This window comes from Mariniflexile fucanivorans, from assembly GCF_004341235.1.
Lineage (GTDB): Bacteria > Bacteroidota > Bacteroidia > Flavobacteriales > Flavobacteriaceae > Mariniflexile > Mariniflexile fucanivorans.
Window position 1 is genome coordinate 66,169 of sequence record NZ_SLUP01000008.1, and the last position, 17,956, is coordinate 84,124.

Consider the following 17,956-nt stretch of genomic DNA (forward strand, 5'->3'; position numbering starts at 1 on the left):
AAAACCCCGTTTCACATCTCACGAGCATCGTGTCACGAAAAAATATATGATTGAAGAAAAAAACATAGAAACCAATAAAGAAGTTCTTGTAAAAGTTGAAGGCTTAAGCAAGAAATTCTGTAAAGATTTAAAAACCAGCTTATGGTATGGTGTAAAAGATTTAGTGTCCAATATAAAGGGTAACAAAAATGAAAGATTACTTCGAGATAAAGAATTTTGGGCAGTAAAAGATATTAATTTTGAGTTACGCCGTGGCGAATGTTTAGGCTTGATAGGGCATAATGGCGCAGGGAAATCTACTTTATTAAAAATATTAAATGGTTTAATAAATCCTGATGCAGGAAAAATCACTATCAAGGGTAGGGTTGGTGCATTAATTGAATTAGGAGCTGGTTTTAATCCCATTTTAAGTGGGCGTGAAAATATATATAATAACGGCGCGGTATTAGGGTTCACCAAAAAAGAAATAAATGCTAAAGTTGAAGATATTATAGACTTTTCTGAAATACGCGAGTTTATAGATATGCCAGTACAAAATTATAGCTCTGGTATGAAAGTACGTTTGGGGTTTGCCGTAGCAGCACAAATGGAACCTGATGTATTGATTATTGATGAGGTTTTGGCGGTTGGGGATTTGGGTTTTGTACTAAAATGTCTAAAGACGATTGATATTATTTTGCCAAATACAGCTATCATATTTGTTTCTCATAGCATGCCAATGGTATCTCGTATTTGTAGTCAAATAATTTTAATGGATAAAGGGATGGCTAAATTCCAAGGAGTAGATGTTTCAACAGCTATTGATTTATATTATACTAGATTCTCTAACAATGAAAGTAATGTGGTGTTTACGGATTATAGCTTAGTATTAGAACATGTTGAAGTTATTACTAATAAAAAAAACGAAAAAAATATATCCCAATTAAATTGGGGTGATGATTTAAAAGTATTAATAAAATTAAGTTTTACTAAAAATGTTAAGGTACCAAAATTTTTCATATCTGTTTTTGATAAAGAACAAAGAGCGGTGGCATTGTTTAAAAACAATGATGTATATTCAAATATTAAAATAATAAATAATAAAATTGAGTTTATTATTACTCATTCCAATTTACAATTTTCAAAGGGAATATATTCTTTGAATATATCTATAGGGAAAATGGAAAATGAAGAACCTTTATTTAGAGCCAACAATATAGTTTCATTTCAAATTATAGATAAAAAAGAAGTATGGCCACCGTTTTTGTTAAACTCATCTTATAATAATGTTTACAATAAATAAAAATAAAATATTTTGTATTGGTTATAATAAAACAGGTACAACTTCTCTTGAGAAGGTTTTAATGGATTTTGATTTTAAAATGGGGAAACAGGAAGAAGCAGAACTTCTGATAAAGAATTATTTGGAAAAAGATTATAAACCTATTGTGAAATATTGTAAAAAAGCCGAAGCTTTTCAAGATGTCCCTTTTTCTTTGCCATATTTGTGGATAATTCTTAAAGAGCATTATCCAAATGCTAAGTTTATATTGACTATAAGAGATCCTAATAAATGGTATAATTCTATAACAAAATTTCATTCAAATAAATTTGCGGATGGGGCTCGGGTTCCAGAAAAAAATGATTTAATTAATGCGACCTATAGGTATAAAGGTTTTTTGTGGGATTATAATCGTGCTGTGTTCAATACTCCTGAAGATGATATATACAACAAAGAGTTATTATTGGAAAGCTATAACAAACACAACAAAGAGGTGATGTTGTATTTTAAAAATGATCCTAATTTTATTTGTATTGATGTATCTAAAAATAGTGATTATAAACAATTATGTAAATTTTTGAAAAAAGAATCAAATAATGAATGCTTTCCACATTTAAATATAACAGATTTATGATTAATGTTACTAAAACATTTTTTCCTCCACTAGAAGAATATCATGCTATTCTAAAAACAGCTTGGGATGTTGGTTGGTTAACTAATAGAGGTGTGCTTGTTTTGGAATTAGAACATAAATTAAAACAATATTTAAAAGTTAAAAACATTATTATTACAAACAATGGAACAATTCCATTACAAATAGCCTTAAAATTATTTGGAAATAATGGAGAAATTATAACAACGCCCTTTAGTTATGTAGCTACTACAAGTAGTATTGTTTGGGAAGGATGTACACCTGTATTTGTTGATATAAACCCCGATTATTTAACTATAGATGAAACAAAAATAGAACAAGCAATAACAAAGAAAACTACAGCAATATTGGCTACTCATGTATTCGGTAATCCATGTCATGTGGATGCGATAGATGCTATTGCCAAGAAGCATGGTTTAAAAGTTATTTATGATGCTGCTCATTGTTTTGGCGTAAACTACAAAGAACAGTCCCTTTTTAATTATGGAGATGTAAGTACCTGTAGTTTTCACGCGACAAAATTATTTCAAACAGGAGAAGGAGGTGCTATGTTTTGTAAAGATAGGGATGTATATAACAAACTTTATTATAGTCATAATTTTGGGCACGATGGACATTTAGAATTTCATGGATTAGGCATTAATGGAAAGATTTCTGAATTGCAAGCAGCTATGGGGCTTGCTGTTTTTCCTTATTTAAAAACTATACTTAAAGAAAGAAAAATTGTTGTTGAGTATTATTTGAATCATTTAAAGGAATTAGATTTAAAATGTCTTAAAATTAGAGAACACACTGAGTGGAATTATAGTTATTTTCCAGTTGTTTTTAGTTCTGAAAAAGACTTGCTTAAAGTAGAAAGAGCATTAAATGAAAATAATATTAATGCTAGGCGATATTTTTATCCCTCATTAAATAAATTACCTTATATAAAAGAACAAACCATGGAAATATCAGAATCTATTTCTTCTCGGGTTTTGTGTTTGCCTCTTTATGTAGGATTAGATGAAAATAATTTAAAAATTATTGTAAATATTATAAAACAACAATTACAATGTTAATTGTAGGAGCTAAAGGACTTGCAAAAGAATTGCTACAAGTTTTATCGATAGATATGAATTTATCTGATGAAAGCATTCTATTTTTTGATAATGTAAGTCATGATTTACCAGAAAAAATATATAATAGATTTAAAATTTTAAATTCTTTTGATGCAGTTGAAAATTATTTTAAAGCATATATAGATAAATCTTTTGTTCTTGGATTAGGTCATCCTCTACGTCGAGAAAAATTATATAAACAGTTTGTTGAATTAGGTGCCAATCCAATAATATTAATCTCGAAAAGTGCTGAAGTTGGTGATTTTGAAGTAGAAATTAAAGAAGGAACTTCTATTTTGGCAGGAGCAAGAATATCTAATTCTGTACAAATAGGAAAAGGCTGTTTAATATATTATAATTCAGTTGTTGCACATGACTCTAATATCGGTGATTTTGTAGAAATATCTCCAAATGTAACAATACTAGGTAGGTGTATTATTGGAAATAATTCAACTTTAGGTGCTGGTTGTGTGATTTTGCCAGACGTTATTATAGGGGAGAATGTTAAAGTAGGTGCCGGAGCTGTTATTTTAAAAGATGTACCGGATAATTCTACAATTGTAGGAGTGCCTGGTAGAGTTATAAAATCATTTTAATATGGTAATAGTTTCAGTCTGTATGATTACTTATAATCATCAAGATTATATTGTTGAGGCAATTGAAAGCGTGTTAAAACAAAAAACTTCCTTTTCATTAGAAATTATATTATCTAATGATGCTTCTGTAGATAATACAAATAGTGTAATTGATAATTTTATACTTAATAATCTCAACTCTAATATTATTAGGTATTATAACCATAAAACCAATATAGGTATGATACCAAATCTTATTTTTGCTTTAAAAAAATGTAAAGGAAAATATATTGCACTTTTGGAAGGAGATGATTATTGGACAGATTGTTTGAAATTACAAAAACAGTTTGATTTATTGGAGAGTAACCCAAACTTAATAGCTTCCCACCATTGGCAGAAAATTTCTGAAAAAGAAAATAATAAATTTATTGAAAAAGAAAGTCCTAAACAAGGATACTTTCCTCAGCCTATTTCTAGTGTAGCTCCAATTTTTTGTAATAAAATGCGGGTAAAATTAAGAACTTTAATGTTTAGAAATGTTATTAATGAGGGTTTTTTTCCAAATTGGTATTACGATGTCGCTTTTGGTGATGTGCCTTTATCTTTTTTATTAGGTAAATATGGTGATTTCGGCTTTATAGATGAAAAGATGGCTGTATATAGATATATCGACTCGGGTGTTTCTAAATCAGGATTAAAAGAATTAGGTATTAAGAAATTAAGTATTCTCCATAGTGAAAATTGGATAAAAATATGGGATTACGCAGATAAGCATTTCAACTATATATACCATCAAGAAGCATCTAGATCAGTAAAAGGTTTTTACCAAACGATTGTTTTAAATTTACCAAAAACTATGTCGAGTTTTTATAAATTATTAAAATATACAATAGTTATAAGGAAATTGTCGGTTTCGAAAACCATATCACATACTATTTGGTTATTCTTTTATTACTTTAAATTTTTTGGATACAAACTTAAGAAAAAATTACAGAGACTATGAAAGAAGAAAGTCTTATTTTTATTATATCCCAACCTCGAGCAGGTTCCACATATCTACAAAATTTGTTATCAAATAATAGTGAAGCTAACACATGTAGTGAGCCTTGGCTTTTGTTAAATTTTGTAAACCAAATTAAGCCAGAATTAATTAAAGCTCCGTTCGATAATAGTTTGGCACACAATGCTTTTAAAGATTATATTGATAAATATAAAATAGATTTTAATTTAAAACAAAAGCAATTCTTATTAAGTTTATATAAACCAGTATCTGAAGGTTTTACGTTTGTTATAGATAAAACCCCTAGATATTGGGAAATTTTAAATGAAATAATTTTACTTTTTCCAAAAAGTAAAATTATTATTTTAAAGCGAAATCCTATAGATGTGGTGAAGTCTATAATTAAAACATGGGAAGTGGAAACCTTAGAAAGGTTAAATTACTATAAACGAGATTTGTTTTTGGCACCCAAGAAAATACATTCATTTTGTGAAATGAATAAAAATAATGATAATATATTTGTTATTAGATATGAAGATTTAGTACAGGACACCTCTAATAAGGTAGAAGTTTTATACAATTGGTTAGGTATAGGTTTTCATGATGCTGTTTTAGATGTTTCAAAAAATCATAAATTTAAAGGTAAATACGGTGACCCATATCAGAATGCCGAAGTCGATGAGATGATTAATAGAAAAATTGGTAATGAAAAATATTTAGAAAATGAAATTTTTATTGATTTTTTAAAAGGATATGCTCATTATTTAGGTAATGATTTTTTGTTTGACTATGGTAATTATCAATTAAAAAGTAAAACAAAAACATCTAGAAAATTTAAAGCATTTATGTACTTGGGAGATTATGAAAATATTGATAGTATAAAGAATTCTAGAGAGTTTAAAATTGGGAAATTAATTTTAAAACCTATTAGATTTGTTAAAAACATCCTTTAAAGTATTAAATAATGAAAATAAGCGTCCTTACACCTAGTTTTAATTCTGGAAATTATATAGCTAAAGCTATAGAGAGTGTAATGAGACAAACTTACACTAATTGGGAACATATAATAGTAGATGGAAAATCTATAGATAATACAATTTCCACTTTAAAAGATTATCCTCATGTAAAATGGGTTTCAGAAAAGGATTCTGGTCAATCTGATGCTATGAATAAAGCTTTTTCACTGAGCACAGGAGATTTAATTATCTATTTAAATGCAGATGATTATTTTTATCCTGATGCTTTTCAAATTTTTGTTGGAGCATTTAATAAAACCCCAAAAGCGGATATTATTGTTGGGAATCTACATATGAAAATAAATGATAAATTTATTGAAAGCTCGAATGTCACAATATCATGGAAGGATTTATCTATCCTTAAAGGGCGTTTTCCAACAAACCCATTAAGCTATATGTATAAGCGTAAAGTTCAAGAGAAAATTGGTAAGTTTCCAATAAAAGAACATTATACTATGGACTATTGGTTTTTGCTACGAGCATTTTATTTTTTTAAACCTTTAAAAGTTGAAGATTTTCTAGGCTGTTTTGTGTTTGTAAAAAATAATAAATCTAGTACAATACAAGGAGAGTTTCAAATACAAATGCCACATGCCCTTAAGTTTTGCTTAAAATATACACCGAAACGATTTTTATATGTAAGCAAACAACTATTGACACATGCAAAAAACCCAAACAAACAGGTAAAAAGAATATTAAAAAATTATCGTACAATTAAGAATAGATAAAAATTTGAAAAAAAGATTCCTCTTCATTACACACGAAACATCAAGAACAGGAGCTCCTATGGTCATGCTCCTTTTTATAAAATGGTTACAGGATAATAAACCAGAGGTGCTTGTGGATGTTTTAGCCTTAAAGGGAGGAAGTCTAGAAGCTGATTTCCAAGCCAATTGTAACACATATTATAATTATGCTTTGTCAATTAAAAAAGAAGGCATGCCATTTGCTAAACGTATTTTAAAGAAACTAGGAGTTTATACTCCTTTAAACAAAAAGGAAGTCTTTATATCTAATGTTTCAAGTATAGGGTATGATATTATATATGCTAATACTATTATATCAATTCCTATGTCAATAGATATAAAATATGGCAGTCCTAAAAGTAAAATTATAGGTCATATACATGAGTTAGAGGTAATGATTAAAAATATGTTACCAAACTTAAATTGTTTTTTGCCAGATATAGAAATGGTTATTGTACCAGCAAAATTGGTAAAAGCAAATTTGTTGAAAAATTGGAAAATTGACGAATCGCAAATCAAAGTTGTGTATGAGTGTGCTTTTAAAGATTGTTCTGTTTCTAAAATTGAGAAGAAAAAAGAGACACATAGTTTTATTGTTGGTGCATCGGGTACAGTTGATTGGCGTAAAGGTTATGATTTGTTTGTGTTGGTTGCTCGTTATATAAAAGCACAACAGCCATCAGCAGTTATTGTTTTTAAATGGGTGGGACGTTTATCAAAGCAGGTTGCTAATATTATTGATGAAGATCTTAACAAAATGGGGCTTTCAGATCGTGTTACTTTTGTTGGAGAAGTTGAAAATACGGAAGACTATTTTAATGATTTTGATGTGTTTTTAATGCCTTCAAGAGAGGATCCATTTCCTTTGGTGTGTATTGAGGTTGGTTTATTAGGGAAGCCAATAATTAGTTTTGATCAAGCTGTAGGAACTAATGAGATTTTAAAAGATGGTGGTGGGTTTATTGTTCCGTATTTAGATGTTGTAGCTATGGCTGAAAGTGTACTTACTTATTATAACAATAGAGAAATATTAGAAAGACATGGAACATATAATAAAGTTGCTTTCACTAAATTTACACCAGAAGAAATTTGTCCACAATTATATGACATAATTAAAAGTATTTAACATCATAATTTTAGCCATAGGTTTATTTAAAGTAATACTTAGAATTTTCGAAGAATAATAAAAAAATAAAACATATGATTGGTGCATTCACCATTTGTGCAAATAACTATTTGGCACATGCCAAAACTTTAGCGGTGTCTTTTAAAAAGCATCATCACAACAAAAGGTTTACAATAGCCATACTAGACGCACCTTATAGCACTATAGATTATAACGATTTAGGTGCAGATGAGGTTTTATGGATTCCTACTTTATTTAAAGATTTAATTGATAGTTTGCAATATAAATATGGTATAGCAGAATTATGTACTGTAGTTAAGCCCGAGTTGTTTAAGTATTTTTTTAATCAAGGTTATGAAAAGTTACTTTATATAGATCCAGATATCAAAGTATTTTCTCCTTTTAAAGAAGTATTTTCAGCTTTAGAAACTCATCAAATGGTGCTTACACCGCATATATGTAGTCCTACGGGAGAGGTTGGCCATCCACAGGATAAAGACCTAATGCGTACAGGTATTTATAATTTAGGCTTTTTAGCTGTAAATAATACACCTGAAATTTTAAGTTTTATAATGTGGTGGGGTAAAAGAGTTAAGACCTACGGGTATCATGATTTGAGTAAAGGCTATTTTTACGATCAGATATGGTTGGGTTATGGACCTGCCTTTTTAGATAAGGTATATGTTTTAAGACATTTAGGTTATAATGTTGCTAATTGGAATTTGCATGAGCGTCAAATTTTAAAACTAGCAGATACCTATTATGTTAATACAGAAAATACAGCACTACGCTTTTTTCATTATAGTCATTATAAGATTGAAAACGAACCACTATTAGCTTCGTATAACAAGAATTTTAATTTAGAAAATCGATTAGATATTGTTCCTATATTTAATTTGTATAAAGCATGCTTAAAAGCTAATAATTATGTAAGATTAAAACAGGTGAATTTTGTTTATGGAAAACAACCAGCATTAAAAATAACGAATGCACACTCAAATGCTAATCGATTTAAAAATGCTTATAAAGCTTTTAAACAGGTGATTAAAATATTACTAGGGAGGTGAAAATATTTAATTATGCTTAAAAAAGGAGTTTCTATAGTATTATGTACTTATAATGGTAAAGAACGTTTAGCACCAACACTAAGCCATTTAGCAAAGCAAAAATTAAATATTCCTTGTGAAATTATTTTTGTAGACAATGCTTCTACAGATGGTACCAAGAATTTTGCTGATGATTTCTGGAAAGAAAATGGAAATTTACACATAGCATATCAATCATATGTACAATCAATTCCTGGTAAATCTTACGCACAAGAATTGGGTTACGAAAAAGCAAATTATGAATACTTATTAATTTGTGATGATGATAATTGGTTGTGTGATACTTATGTTCAAAATGCTTATGATGTTATGGAATCTGATGATTCTATTGGTGCGTTGGGAGGATGGTGCGATGCTGTATTTGAAAAAGAAAAACCGGAGTGGTTTGATAATCTGTCCAAATATTTTGCTATATCTAAACAAGGAAATGTAAGTGGCGACATTACAAATAAAAAAGGGTGTTTGTATGGAGCAGGAATGGTTGTTAGAAAAAGCCATTGGCAAACACTTCAAACATTAGGTTTTAAGCAGCAATTAACCTGTAGAAAAGGAACTTCGTTAAGTAGTGGCGGCGATACAGAACATAGTTATGCTTTACGCTTATTAGGATATAAAATTTGGTTTGATGAACGCCTATATTTTAAACATTTTATGTCGAACAGTCGGCTCAATTTAAGTTATATATCTAGATTGAGAAAGGGAATGACGGATGCCAATTTTATTTTAAAACCTTATTTAGATTTGATTTCAAATAAAGAACAAACTAAAAATACCTTAAGAAAAGAAGCTAACACGCTTTTACTTAAACATTGGAAAAAAAACCTATTTTATTTGATGTTTGGAAATTTTTCTAAAAAGGAAGATTCAAAACATTTTTTTAGAACACTAAAGAAAATGTATTTTAATTTTGAAGTCTATCAGCAGTCAAAAGAAAGTATTTTAAAATGGAAATCTAATAGATGAAGTCTATAGTTATAAAAATCCAATCATTTCCTAATGTCTCAGAAACCTTTGTTACACAGGCTACTGTTGAGGCTATAAAGTTTGGTTATGAAGTACAAATTATAACCGATAAATTAAAAAGTTTAAATAATTCATCGCAGCAAGAACTCATATTAAAATACAATCTCTTAGATAAAGTAATAGTTTTTAAAAATCCTAAAAACAGGTTTAAACGGCGTTTAGATTTTGCGTGTATATGCTTCAACCCAATAAAACTTTATTATTTTATTAAGTATTGCAAAACAAGAAAAAAAATAAGTTTAGATTATTTATATTACCTAAAGTTTTATGAACAGTTTAAAAATACACCTGTTTTTCATATACATTTTGCAACAGCTTTACAGCCCATACTATATTTAAAAAAAATTGGGTTTTTGAAATCGAAAATTATTGTAACATTTCATGGTTATGATGCCCATTATTTACTAGAAAGAACGATGCTAAAAGAGATGGTTAATGATTATAAAACCTATGTAAATGAAATAACTACGAACTCTCAATTTTTAAAGAACAAATTAATTGACAAAGGTTTCCATAGTGACCAAATAACTGTAGTCCCTATAGGTATTGATACTCGTTTTTTTAACCCTGGTAGTGAAAGTAAAATTAGAAATACAAACGAGCTCTTTAAATTAGTGTCCGTTGCTAGGTTAACTCCTTTAAAAGGACAAGAATTTGCCATTCAAGCTTTGAAAATTTTAATAACAAAAAAATATAAAGTTCATTTAACATTGGTAGGAGCTGGACAGGATGAAAATAGATTGAAAAAAATAGTTAAAGACTTAGAATTAAATGAATATGTGAGTTTTTTAGGAAAAAAATCACAAAGTGAAATAAAAATTATTCTATCTAATCATGATTTATTTTTAATGACTTCAACAAAAGATAAAGATGGCAGAAGCGAAGCATTTGGTGTTGTGTCATTAGAAGCACAAGCCATGGGTTTGCCAATTGTAGGGTTCAATTCAGGAGGTGTGTCAGAAACATTAATACAAGATCAAACAGGCTACTTGGTAGAGGATAAAAATGTAGAAGCCTTTGTAAATGCCATTCAAACATTGTATGATGATATGGCGTTATATAAAAAAATGAGTGCCAATGCAATATATGCAGTACAGAAAAAGTTTAATATAAAAATAATGGCTAAACAATACCAAATGCTTTACGAAAAGTAACTCGTAGATTTCAAAGTCACTTAATTTACCATTTAATTTTTTTGCTTGTATATTAGCTGTTTAAATTCATTTAATGCAACAACCTTTAGTCTCCATAATAATTCCAACCTACAATCGAGCACGCTTTATAGGTGAAACACTTGATAGTGTGTTGGCACAAACCCACCTAAATTGGGAATGTATTGTGGTTGACGATGGTTCTACAGATAATACAGCAGAAATTTTAGAAAAGTACATAGAGAAAGATAGTCGATTTCAATATCATTTAAGACCTACTAATTATGCTAAAGGAGGAAATGGTGCTAGAAATTATGGTTTGGATATAAGTAATGGTGAATTTGTAAATTGGATTGATGATGATGATATCATGGACATTAACAAGCTTTCAATTCAAATAGCATCTTTACTGAAATCTGATTTTAAGTTTTCTATTTGTCAAACATTAAATTTCAAATATGAACTTGTTGATTTTTATGGTCTTAGACCTGAAAATGAATGTTTAAAAGATCCTTTTGAAGCTTATTTGAAAGAAGAGTTTGTTGTTTTTACACCATCCACACTATGGAATAAAAGCTTTCTTGTTGAAAGAAACTATAAATTTAATGAAAGTTTGAAGGCTTCTCAAGAGTGGGAATTTTATTGTAATGTTTTCTATAATGATAAAATCTTTTGTTTTGTTGAAAAACCTTTAGTTTACATTAGATATCATGACCAAAGAATAACAACAAAAAAACCAAGTCAAAAGTTCTGGCATTATTATTTAGCAAGATTTATTATCTACAAAAAATACTATAAAAAATTACCATTGGAGATTCAGAAGTACCTTGTAAATTATTTTATTTCAATTTATAAAACACTATTAAAACGTAAAGAATACATAAAATCCTTGAAGATATTTTTTGTGGTTTTTTTTGCAAAAACATTGAATTTAAAGATGAAATTTTTTTTAATTATGAGCCTGTTTTCATTTATTTTTTTTAAAAGAGGAGAATTTTTTATTAATAGAATAAAGCTATGATTTCAATTGTTATTCCATGTTATAATAGAGAAAATTTAATTGTTCAAACATTGTTGTCAATTAAAAAACAAACCTATGAAGATTGGGAGTGTATTATAGTTGATGATGGTTCTCAAGATGGAACTTATTTTGAAATTGAAAAATTTATTGAAACAGACAGTAGGTTTAAATTATATAAGAGGCCTGAAACCAAACCTAAAGGCCCAAGTGCTTGTCGAAATTATGCAATTACAAAATCAAAAGGAGATTATCTTCAGTTTTTTGATAGTGATGATGTTATGCATCCAGATCATCTTAAAATTAAATTTGAGGCAATTAATACTCACGATTTTCAATTTGTTTCTTGTGATTTAAAACGGGTGGTTTTTGAAAATGAATTGGATTTTGACTTATATAAAAAAAAAGATCTAGATAATAATTTGGATATTTTTAAAGATTTTGTAAAAGGTGGCTTTCCATTAATGATGATGGCACCATTATGGAAATTTGATTTTATAAAATTGTATTTACCAATGCGTGAAGATATGGATATGCTTGAAGATCATGAGCTATACGCAAGAGCGTTGAAAGATGTTACAAGCTATTTTCATATAAATAAAGTATTAATACTGCTAAGAGATGGACATGAAAGTTTAACCAATAAATTTTTAAAAGATGTAAGTTCAGGAGTTGTTTCCTATTTAAAAGCAACAAAAACGGTTTTTGATTTAATTGATGGAGATAATGAAATAGAATTAGCGTTATTAAAAAAGGTATTATGGGTTTTTAGATTAGCTATTGCACAAAAAGAATATGATAGTGCAGATTTATGTTTAACTTTCATAAAAAAAAATACTAAGGGAATTATTTTAAATATGAAAATTCTAAGAATTGAAGTGTTTTATAATTTATTTAGGTCTATTGGTCGAGGCGATACATTGTTTAAAAGATTATTGAAAATATAAAAGGTTTAAAATTAAGTATAATTAATATGATGGGGATAAGGTTATATTGGTGGCGTGAAAAGAGAAAAAATGGATTAGAAAACTATGGCGATTTATTGTCGAAGTATTTAGTTGAAAAAATATCAAATAAAAAAGTAATATCTATTAAGCATCCATTAAAAGGGTTCCATAAATATTTTTTCAAGCACTATATTTGTATAGGTAGTATTATTTCTTCTGCATCAAAGAAATCCATTGTTTGGGGAAGTGGTATTATTAAGAAGAATGATAATATTCGAAATGCAAAATTTTTAGCCGTAAGAGGTCCAGAAACAAGAGCAAAAATATTGGAAAAAGGTTTTGAATGCGCTGAAGTTTATGGAGATCCAGCAATACTATTACCAGATTATTATTCTCCTAAAATAAAAAAAATATATGAGTTAGGTATTGTGCCTCATTATGTTGATTATGATAGGGTTGTTGAAGTTTTTTCTAATGAAAAAAATATTAAAATTATTAATCTATTAACGACTGATATTGAGAAAACTACTGATGAAATATTAGAATGTGAAAAAATCATATCATCCTCACTTCATGGCTTGATATTACCACATGCATATGGAATTCCTGCTATTTGGATTAAATTCTCAGATAAATTATCAGGTGATAATATTAAGTTTTACGATTATTACAAATCCATGGATATCGATTTTAATGCAGAATCTTTGATAGATTTAACAAACACTTCCTTTCAAAACTTAAATAGGCTTTTTGAGGTAAATAAATTGTTCTTGTTACCAAAAGAATCTATTTTAAACTCTAGAAAAAAGGCATTAATAAATAGTTGTCCATTTAATGATGCGTAAGGGAGAAAACATATCTAAAGAGAATCTATTAAATCTAACCCAGTGTTCTCATAGGGTCATTATCCCTTTACATATTCCTCATCAAAATGATTATTACAAAGACGCTTTTCAAATATTTGAAATGTGTTTGAAATCAGTTTTAAAAACAGCGCAATCCCCTTTAAAAATTTCTATAATTAGTGATGCTTGTTGTGATAAGGTTAATAAACAGCTGCTTAACCTAAAGGAACAAAACTATATAGATGAGCTTATTTTTGAGACTGAAAACATAGGAAAAATAAATAGTATATTAAAAGCATTACGTAATACACAAGAACGTTTAGTAACTATAACCGATGCCGATGTGATTTTTATAAACAATTGGGAACAAGAGGTTTTAAAAGTTTTTGAAAGTTTCCCCAATGCAGGAGTCGTGTGTCCTGTACCTGTGTTTAGAACTCATTTTCGATTAACGAGTAATATCTGGCTTCGTTATTTATTTTCAAAAAAACTTTACTTTTTGCCTGTTAAAAATGAAGTTGCGTTAACTAAGTTTGCCAATAGTATTGGTTGGCCGTGGCTAGATACTAAATGGAAAGATACTATAGGCGCCATTAAGGCTAAAAATGGAACTATAGCAGTTTTAGGAAGTTCGCATTTTGTAGCTACTTACAAAATCGAAGTATTTAAAAAGTTGCCCAAAGATGATTCTGTATATAAGTTGGGTGGTGATAGTGAACACCTATATACTGATCTACCTGTTTTAAAAGTAGATGGATTTAGACTAGCAACGTATGATAATTTTGCATATCATTTAGGGAACACTTTGGAAAATTGGGCAATAGATGCTTTTGAAAATTTAGAGGAAGAACCCAAGGTTTTCAATAATTTTCAGTCTTTAAAAAAACTCAAAAGTCAACCTTTTAACTATTGGTTATCTGAAAAAATTTTTAAAAAGATATTTTATTTTATACCTTTTAAAAAGTTCATTTTAAAAACTAAAGGACTTAATAATGAACAAATAAAACATTTCGTTGAATAATTTGATAACTATTGTACTTACATATCGAGATAGAGAGAGAAGCATTGTAACTAAGTGTTTAGAATCTTTAAAAAACCAAACGAATAAAGAATTTGAAGTCGTTTTGGTTGACTATGGTAGTAAGGCAGCGATTGATGAATTGGTACTAGCTTATACATTTGTTAAGCTAATTAAATGTAAAACGGAACAACAACTTTGGTGTAAATCGAGAGCTATAAATATTGTTTTAAAAAATTGTAAAACACCCTATTTTTTTGTGGGTGATATGGATATGATTTACCATCCAAATTTTATTGAAACATTGCAGCAATTAAAGCAAAAACAAGAAGCTATTTATTTTCAAGTCGGATTTTTAAATGGAACGGAATCAAAAAAGGATGTTTCTTTTCATGATTATTCAATAAATTTTAAATCGTATGAAGATGCTACTGGCATGACATTCTTCAAAACGGAGGCTTTAAAATCAATTCATGGTTATGATGAATTTTACAATGGTTGGGGTGGCGAAGATACCGATGTGCATGTCAGATTAAAAAACGCTGGTTATAAAGTCAATTTTTATACCGAAAAAGTGTTAATGCTTCATCAATGGCATCCTAAACACTATAGGATAGCAAGCGATATCATGCCTTTTCACCCTAAATTAGAACAAATAAATCATCAATATTTAGAATTTACAAGGCAGACAAATAAAACCAAGGCTAATTTAAATTTTGATTGGGGAATTTATAATGAATCAGACTATGTTACCCTTGAGAATGCAGATTTCAATTTTAGTTTAACTAACAAAGAAGCTGAAGTAAAATCGTTTATTAGTAATGTGTTATTAGCAGAAAAAGACAAGGTGATTAAAGTTTCTATTACACTTGATGCTGATTATAAGTCTATAAAGCAAACCACCAAAAAGCTTCTCCAAAAAAAGACCATATCGTTTTTAGAGATGTTTGCTATAAATAAATTGCTATTGGAGTGCATCATCAATAATTTAAGAGATTGCGCTTATCAATATCAATACAATTCTAATAAACAAACCATTCATTTAATCATAAAATTATGAGAATATTAATGGTTTCCATGAATTCTATCCATTTTGTACGATGGACACAGCAACTAGAAAAATCTGGTCACGACGTGTTTTGGTTCGATATTTTGGATGGTGGTAAATCAAAACATCTACCGTGGGTAAAGCAAATTACTGGCTGGAAACAAAAGTACCCCAATTTCAAAGGTCGCTATTTTTTTAAAAAAAGATTGCCCTTTTTATACAAAAAACTAAGTTTTTTGTTTGAATACAATACGGAGAAAGTTTTTGAAAACGTATTGCTTGAAGTAAAACCAGATGTGGTACATAGTTTTGTTTTGCAAATCTCATGTTTACCTATTTTAGAAATCATGAAAAAGCACAGAGGCATCAAGTGGATTTATTCGTCATGGGGAAGCGATTTGTTTAATAAGAAAAATAAGCCCAATTATAAAAATGATTTAAAATCGGTTCTTTCTCGAATAGATTATTTGTTTACTGATTGTAGAAGAGATTATAATATTTCGGTTGAATATGGGTTTAAAGGAACTTTTTTAGGGGTTTTTCCTGGTGGTGGAGGTTTTAAATACAGAGAACTTGAAGTTGATTATATAAAACCATTGAATGGAAGAAAAATTATTTTGGTAAAAGGATATCAAGGAAAATTAGGAAGAGCAATAGCTATTTTAAAAGCATTATCTTTATTGACTGATCAGTTAAGTAATATTAATGTTGTTGTTTTTGGAGCAGATGAAGAAGTTCGGAAATATATAAAAAGAAATGAAATATTTTCTAAATTAGAAATTGAAGTAAAACCAAAGAAAGAATTTTTACCTCATGAAGAAATTCTTAAACTAATGGGAAAGTCTTTAATTTACGTTGGTAATAGTGTGTCAGACGGTATGCCGAACACCTTGTTGGAAGCGTTAGTTATGGGGGCTTTTCCTATTCAATCCAATCCAGGAGGTGCTACCGAAGACTTTATTGAATCGCGCAAAAACGGGTTACTTATTAATGATTGTGACAATCATGTTCACATAGCAGAACTTATTGAAGGTGTTTTAAAAAATCCAGAATTACTTGAAAGTGCATTTAAAATAAATCAATATAAAATAAAACCTAAACTTGAATATTCATATATTCAAAAACAAGTACTTAATGCTTATGATGGAATAGAAATATGATTATATACCCACCCAAAATAATTGTTAATGTAAATAAATGCGTCCTTGAAACTGTTTTTGAAACACAAGGAAGACAGGATGTTTTGTGGTATAAATTCCCATTGGAGTATAAAGAGTTGTTAGTGTTAGAACAATCTGATGCTGCTTTAGTAGGACTTTTAGTTTTGGCTATGAAAAACAATGAAGATATTCACATTAAGGGTGCCATATCTTCAAAACTATATTATACAATAAGTTCTTATTTAATAAGAGCGATACATATTTCAAATCCAACCTATCATCTTATTACTATCTATCCAGAATCGTTAAGTGAAAAAGTGTTTAACATTCGAAAGATTGCAGCTACTGGTATTTCTTGTGGAATAGATTCTTTTGCTACTATAGCGACACATGAAGAATTCGAAGATGCATATCAAATAAAATATTTCACTTATTTCAATGCAGGATCTCATGGAGTTTTTGGAGGAGCTATTGCCAATAAAATATATGAAAAAGGTATTGCAAAAGCAAAAGCTTATGCAGCTTTAAATAATATTCCATTGATTTCTATAGAATCGAATGTTGTAGATGTTGTGGGTATAAATTTTCAAAAATTGCATAGTTTATATCATTTGTCATGTGTATTAACATTGCAGAAAATAATTAGTGTTTATTATTATTCATCTGCTTTTCGCCTAGATTATTACAAATTAAGCGATAATGATACCAGTGATTGGGACATTGTTTTAATTAGACTGTTAGAAACAGAGTCAGTTAATTTCTATTCTTCGGTTTCACAATTTACAAGGTTTGAAAGAACAGCATTGGTTAGTAACTATAAACCATCATATGAATTTTTAGATGTTTGTACTGCCGCTCAGAATTCAAAAAAAATAAATTGCTCTAAATGTGAGAAATGTTTAAGAACTCAAGTTTCCTTGGAATTGTTGGGTAAATTAAATGAGTATGGTGCTGTTTTTGATTTTGAAGTGTACAAAATCCATAAAGACCAATTTATAAGTAAACTGATTTTTGAAAAAAATAAAAATCAAATAAATTTAGAATTATATTTAAAACTGAAAGCAGCAAATCAAATTAAATTAAAGCAATATTTGTTAAATGTCCTTCCGTTTTTTTGTAAAAGAATTTATAATTTGAAGAAATGGTTTAGATAAGAATAAATCTGAG

Annotated in this window: 18 protein-coding genes; all 18 read left to right on the plus strand. The window is 28.6% G+C overall.

Going from position 1 to position 17,956, the window contains the following annotated elements:
* Window positions 1–46 precede the first annotated feature (46 nt).
* The 18 genes from EV196_RS15595 (at window position 47) to EV196_RS15680 (ending at window position 17,943) form a co-directional block, all read left to right on the plus strand.
* A complete protein-coding gene (locus EV196_RS15595) occupies window positions 47–1,282 on the plus strand; it encodes an ABC transporter ATP-binding protein (protein WP_132218708.1) in 1,236 nt (411 codons plus the stop codon).
* Window positions 1,266–1,895 carry a sulfotransferase gene (locus EV196_RS15600; RefSeq protein ID WP_132218709.1) on the plus strand — a complete coding sequence of 210 codons (630 nt, stop codon included), beginning with the start codon at window positions 1,266–1,268 and terminating at the stop codon, window positions 1,893–1,895. Before EV196_RS15595 ends, EV196_RS15600 begins: the two co-directional genes overlap by 17 nt.
* On the plus strand, window positions 1,892–2,971 hold the full coding sequence (locus EV196_RS15605) for a DegT/DnrJ/EryC1/StrS family aminotransferase (protein WP_132218710.1): 1,080 nt from the start codon (window positions 1,892–1,894) through the stop codon (window positions 2,969–2,971). Before EV196_RS15600 ends, EV196_RS15605 begins: the two co-directional genes overlap by 4 nt.
* Complete coding sequence (locus EV196_RS15610) at window positions 2,965–3,606, plus strand: NeuD/PglB/VioB family sugar acetyltransferase (RefSeq protein ID WP_243652255.1); 642 nt, start codon at window positions 2,965–2,967, stop codon at window positions 3,604–3,606. The genes EV196_RS15605 and EV196_RS15610 overlap by 7 nt, the downstream gene beginning before the upstream one ends.
* A 1-nt stretch (window position 3,607) precedes the next feature.
* Window positions 3,608–4,588, plus strand: coding sequence for a glycosyltransferase family 2 protein (locus EV196_RS15615; RefSeq protein ID WP_132218712.1), 981 nt, complete (start codon window positions 3,608–3,610; stop codon window positions 4,586–4,588).
* Window positions 4,585–5,538, plus strand: coding sequence for a sulfotransferase family protein (locus EV196_RS15620; RefSeq protein ID WP_132218713.1), 954 nt, complete (start codon window positions 4,585–4,587; stop codon window positions 5,536–5,538). The genes EV196_RS15615 and EV196_RS15620 overlap by 4 nt, the downstream gene beginning before the upstream one ends.
* 11 nt (window positions 5,539–5,549) lie before the next feature.
* The gene (locus EV196_RS15625) at window positions 5,550–6,329 is read left to right on the plus strand and encodes a glycosyltransferase family 2 protein (protein ID WP_132218714.1); all 780 of its coding nucleotides are present in this window, start codon (window positions 5,550–5,552) and stop codon (window positions 6,327–6,329) included.
* A gap of 4 nt (window positions 6,330–6,333) precedes the next feature.
* On the plus strand, window positions 6,334–7,473 hold the full coding sequence (locus EV196_RS15630; RefSeq protein WP_132218715.1) for a glycosyltransferase family 4 protein: 1,140 nt from the start codon (window positions 6,334–6,336) through the stop codon (window positions 7,471–7,473).
* 74 nt (window positions 7,474–7,547) lie between these two features.
* Window positions 7,548–8,540: a hypothetical protein gene (locus EV196_RS15635; RefSeq protein ID WP_132218716.1), complete on the plus strand. Its 993-nt coding sequence runs from the start codon at window positions 7,548–7,550 to the stop codon at window positions 8,538–8,540.
* Between the two features lie 12 nt (window positions 8,541–8,552).
* Entirely contained in the window at window positions 8,553–9,542 is a 990-nt protein-coding gene (locus EV196_RS15640; protein WP_132218717.1) for a glycosyltransferase, read from the plus strand.
* Window positions 9,539–10,756, plus strand: coding sequence for a glycosyltransferase family 4 protein (locus EV196_RS15645; RefSeq protein WP_132218718.1), 1,218 nt, complete (start codon window positions 9,539–9,541; stop codon window positions 10,754–10,756). Before EV196_RS15640 ends, EV196_RS15645 begins: the two co-directional genes overlap by 4 nt.
* A 73-nt stretch (window positions 10,757–10,829) precedes the next feature.
* Entirely contained in the window at window positions 10,830–11,774 is a 945-nt protein-coding gene (locus EV196_RS15650) for a glycosyltransferase family 2 protein (RefSeq protein WP_132218719.1), read from the plus strand.
* Window positions 11,771–12,718, plus strand: coding sequence for a glycosyltransferase family 2 protein (locus tag EV196_RS15655; protein ID WP_132218720.1), 948 nt, complete (start codon window positions 11,771–11,773; stop codon window positions 12,716–12,718). The genes EV196_RS15650 and EV196_RS15655 overlap by 4 nt, the downstream gene beginning before the upstream one ends.
* Before the next feature lie 26 nt (window positions 12,719–12,744).
* Entirely contained in the window at window positions 12,745–13,563 is an 819-nt protein-coding gene (locus EV196_RS15660) for a polysaccharide pyruvyl transferase family protein (RefSeq protein WP_132218721.1), read from the plus strand.
* Complete coding sequence (locus tag EV196_RS15665) at window positions 13,553–14,584, plus strand: glycosyltransferase family A protein (protein ID WP_132218722.1); 1,032 nt, start codon at window positions 13,553–13,555, stop codon at window positions 14,582–14,584. The genes EV196_RS15660 and EV196_RS15665 overlap by 11 nt, the downstream gene beginning before the upstream one ends.
* Complete coding sequence (locus EV196_RS15670) at window positions 14,577–15,641, plus strand: glycosyltransferase family 2 protein (RefSeq protein WP_165876179.1); 1,065 nt, start codon at window positions 14,577–14,579, stop codon at window positions 15,639–15,641. Before EV196_RS15665 ends, EV196_RS15670 begins: the two co-directional genes overlap by 8 nt.
* Window positions 15,638–16,789, plus strand: a complete 1,152-nt coding sequence (locus EV196_RS15675) for a glycosyltransferase (RefSeq protein WP_132218724.1) — start codon at window positions 15,638–15,640, stop codon at window positions 16,787–16,789. Before EV196_RS15670 ends, EV196_RS15675 begins: the two co-directional genes overlap by 4 nt.
* Complete coding sequence (locus EV196_RS15680; protein WP_132218725.1) at window positions 16,786–17,943, plus strand: hypothetical protein; 1,158 nt, start codon at window positions 16,786–16,788, stop codon at window positions 17,941–17,943. Before EV196_RS15675 ends, EV196_RS15680 begins: the two co-directional genes overlap by 4 nt.
* Window positions 17,944–17,956 lie beyond the last annotated feature (13 nt).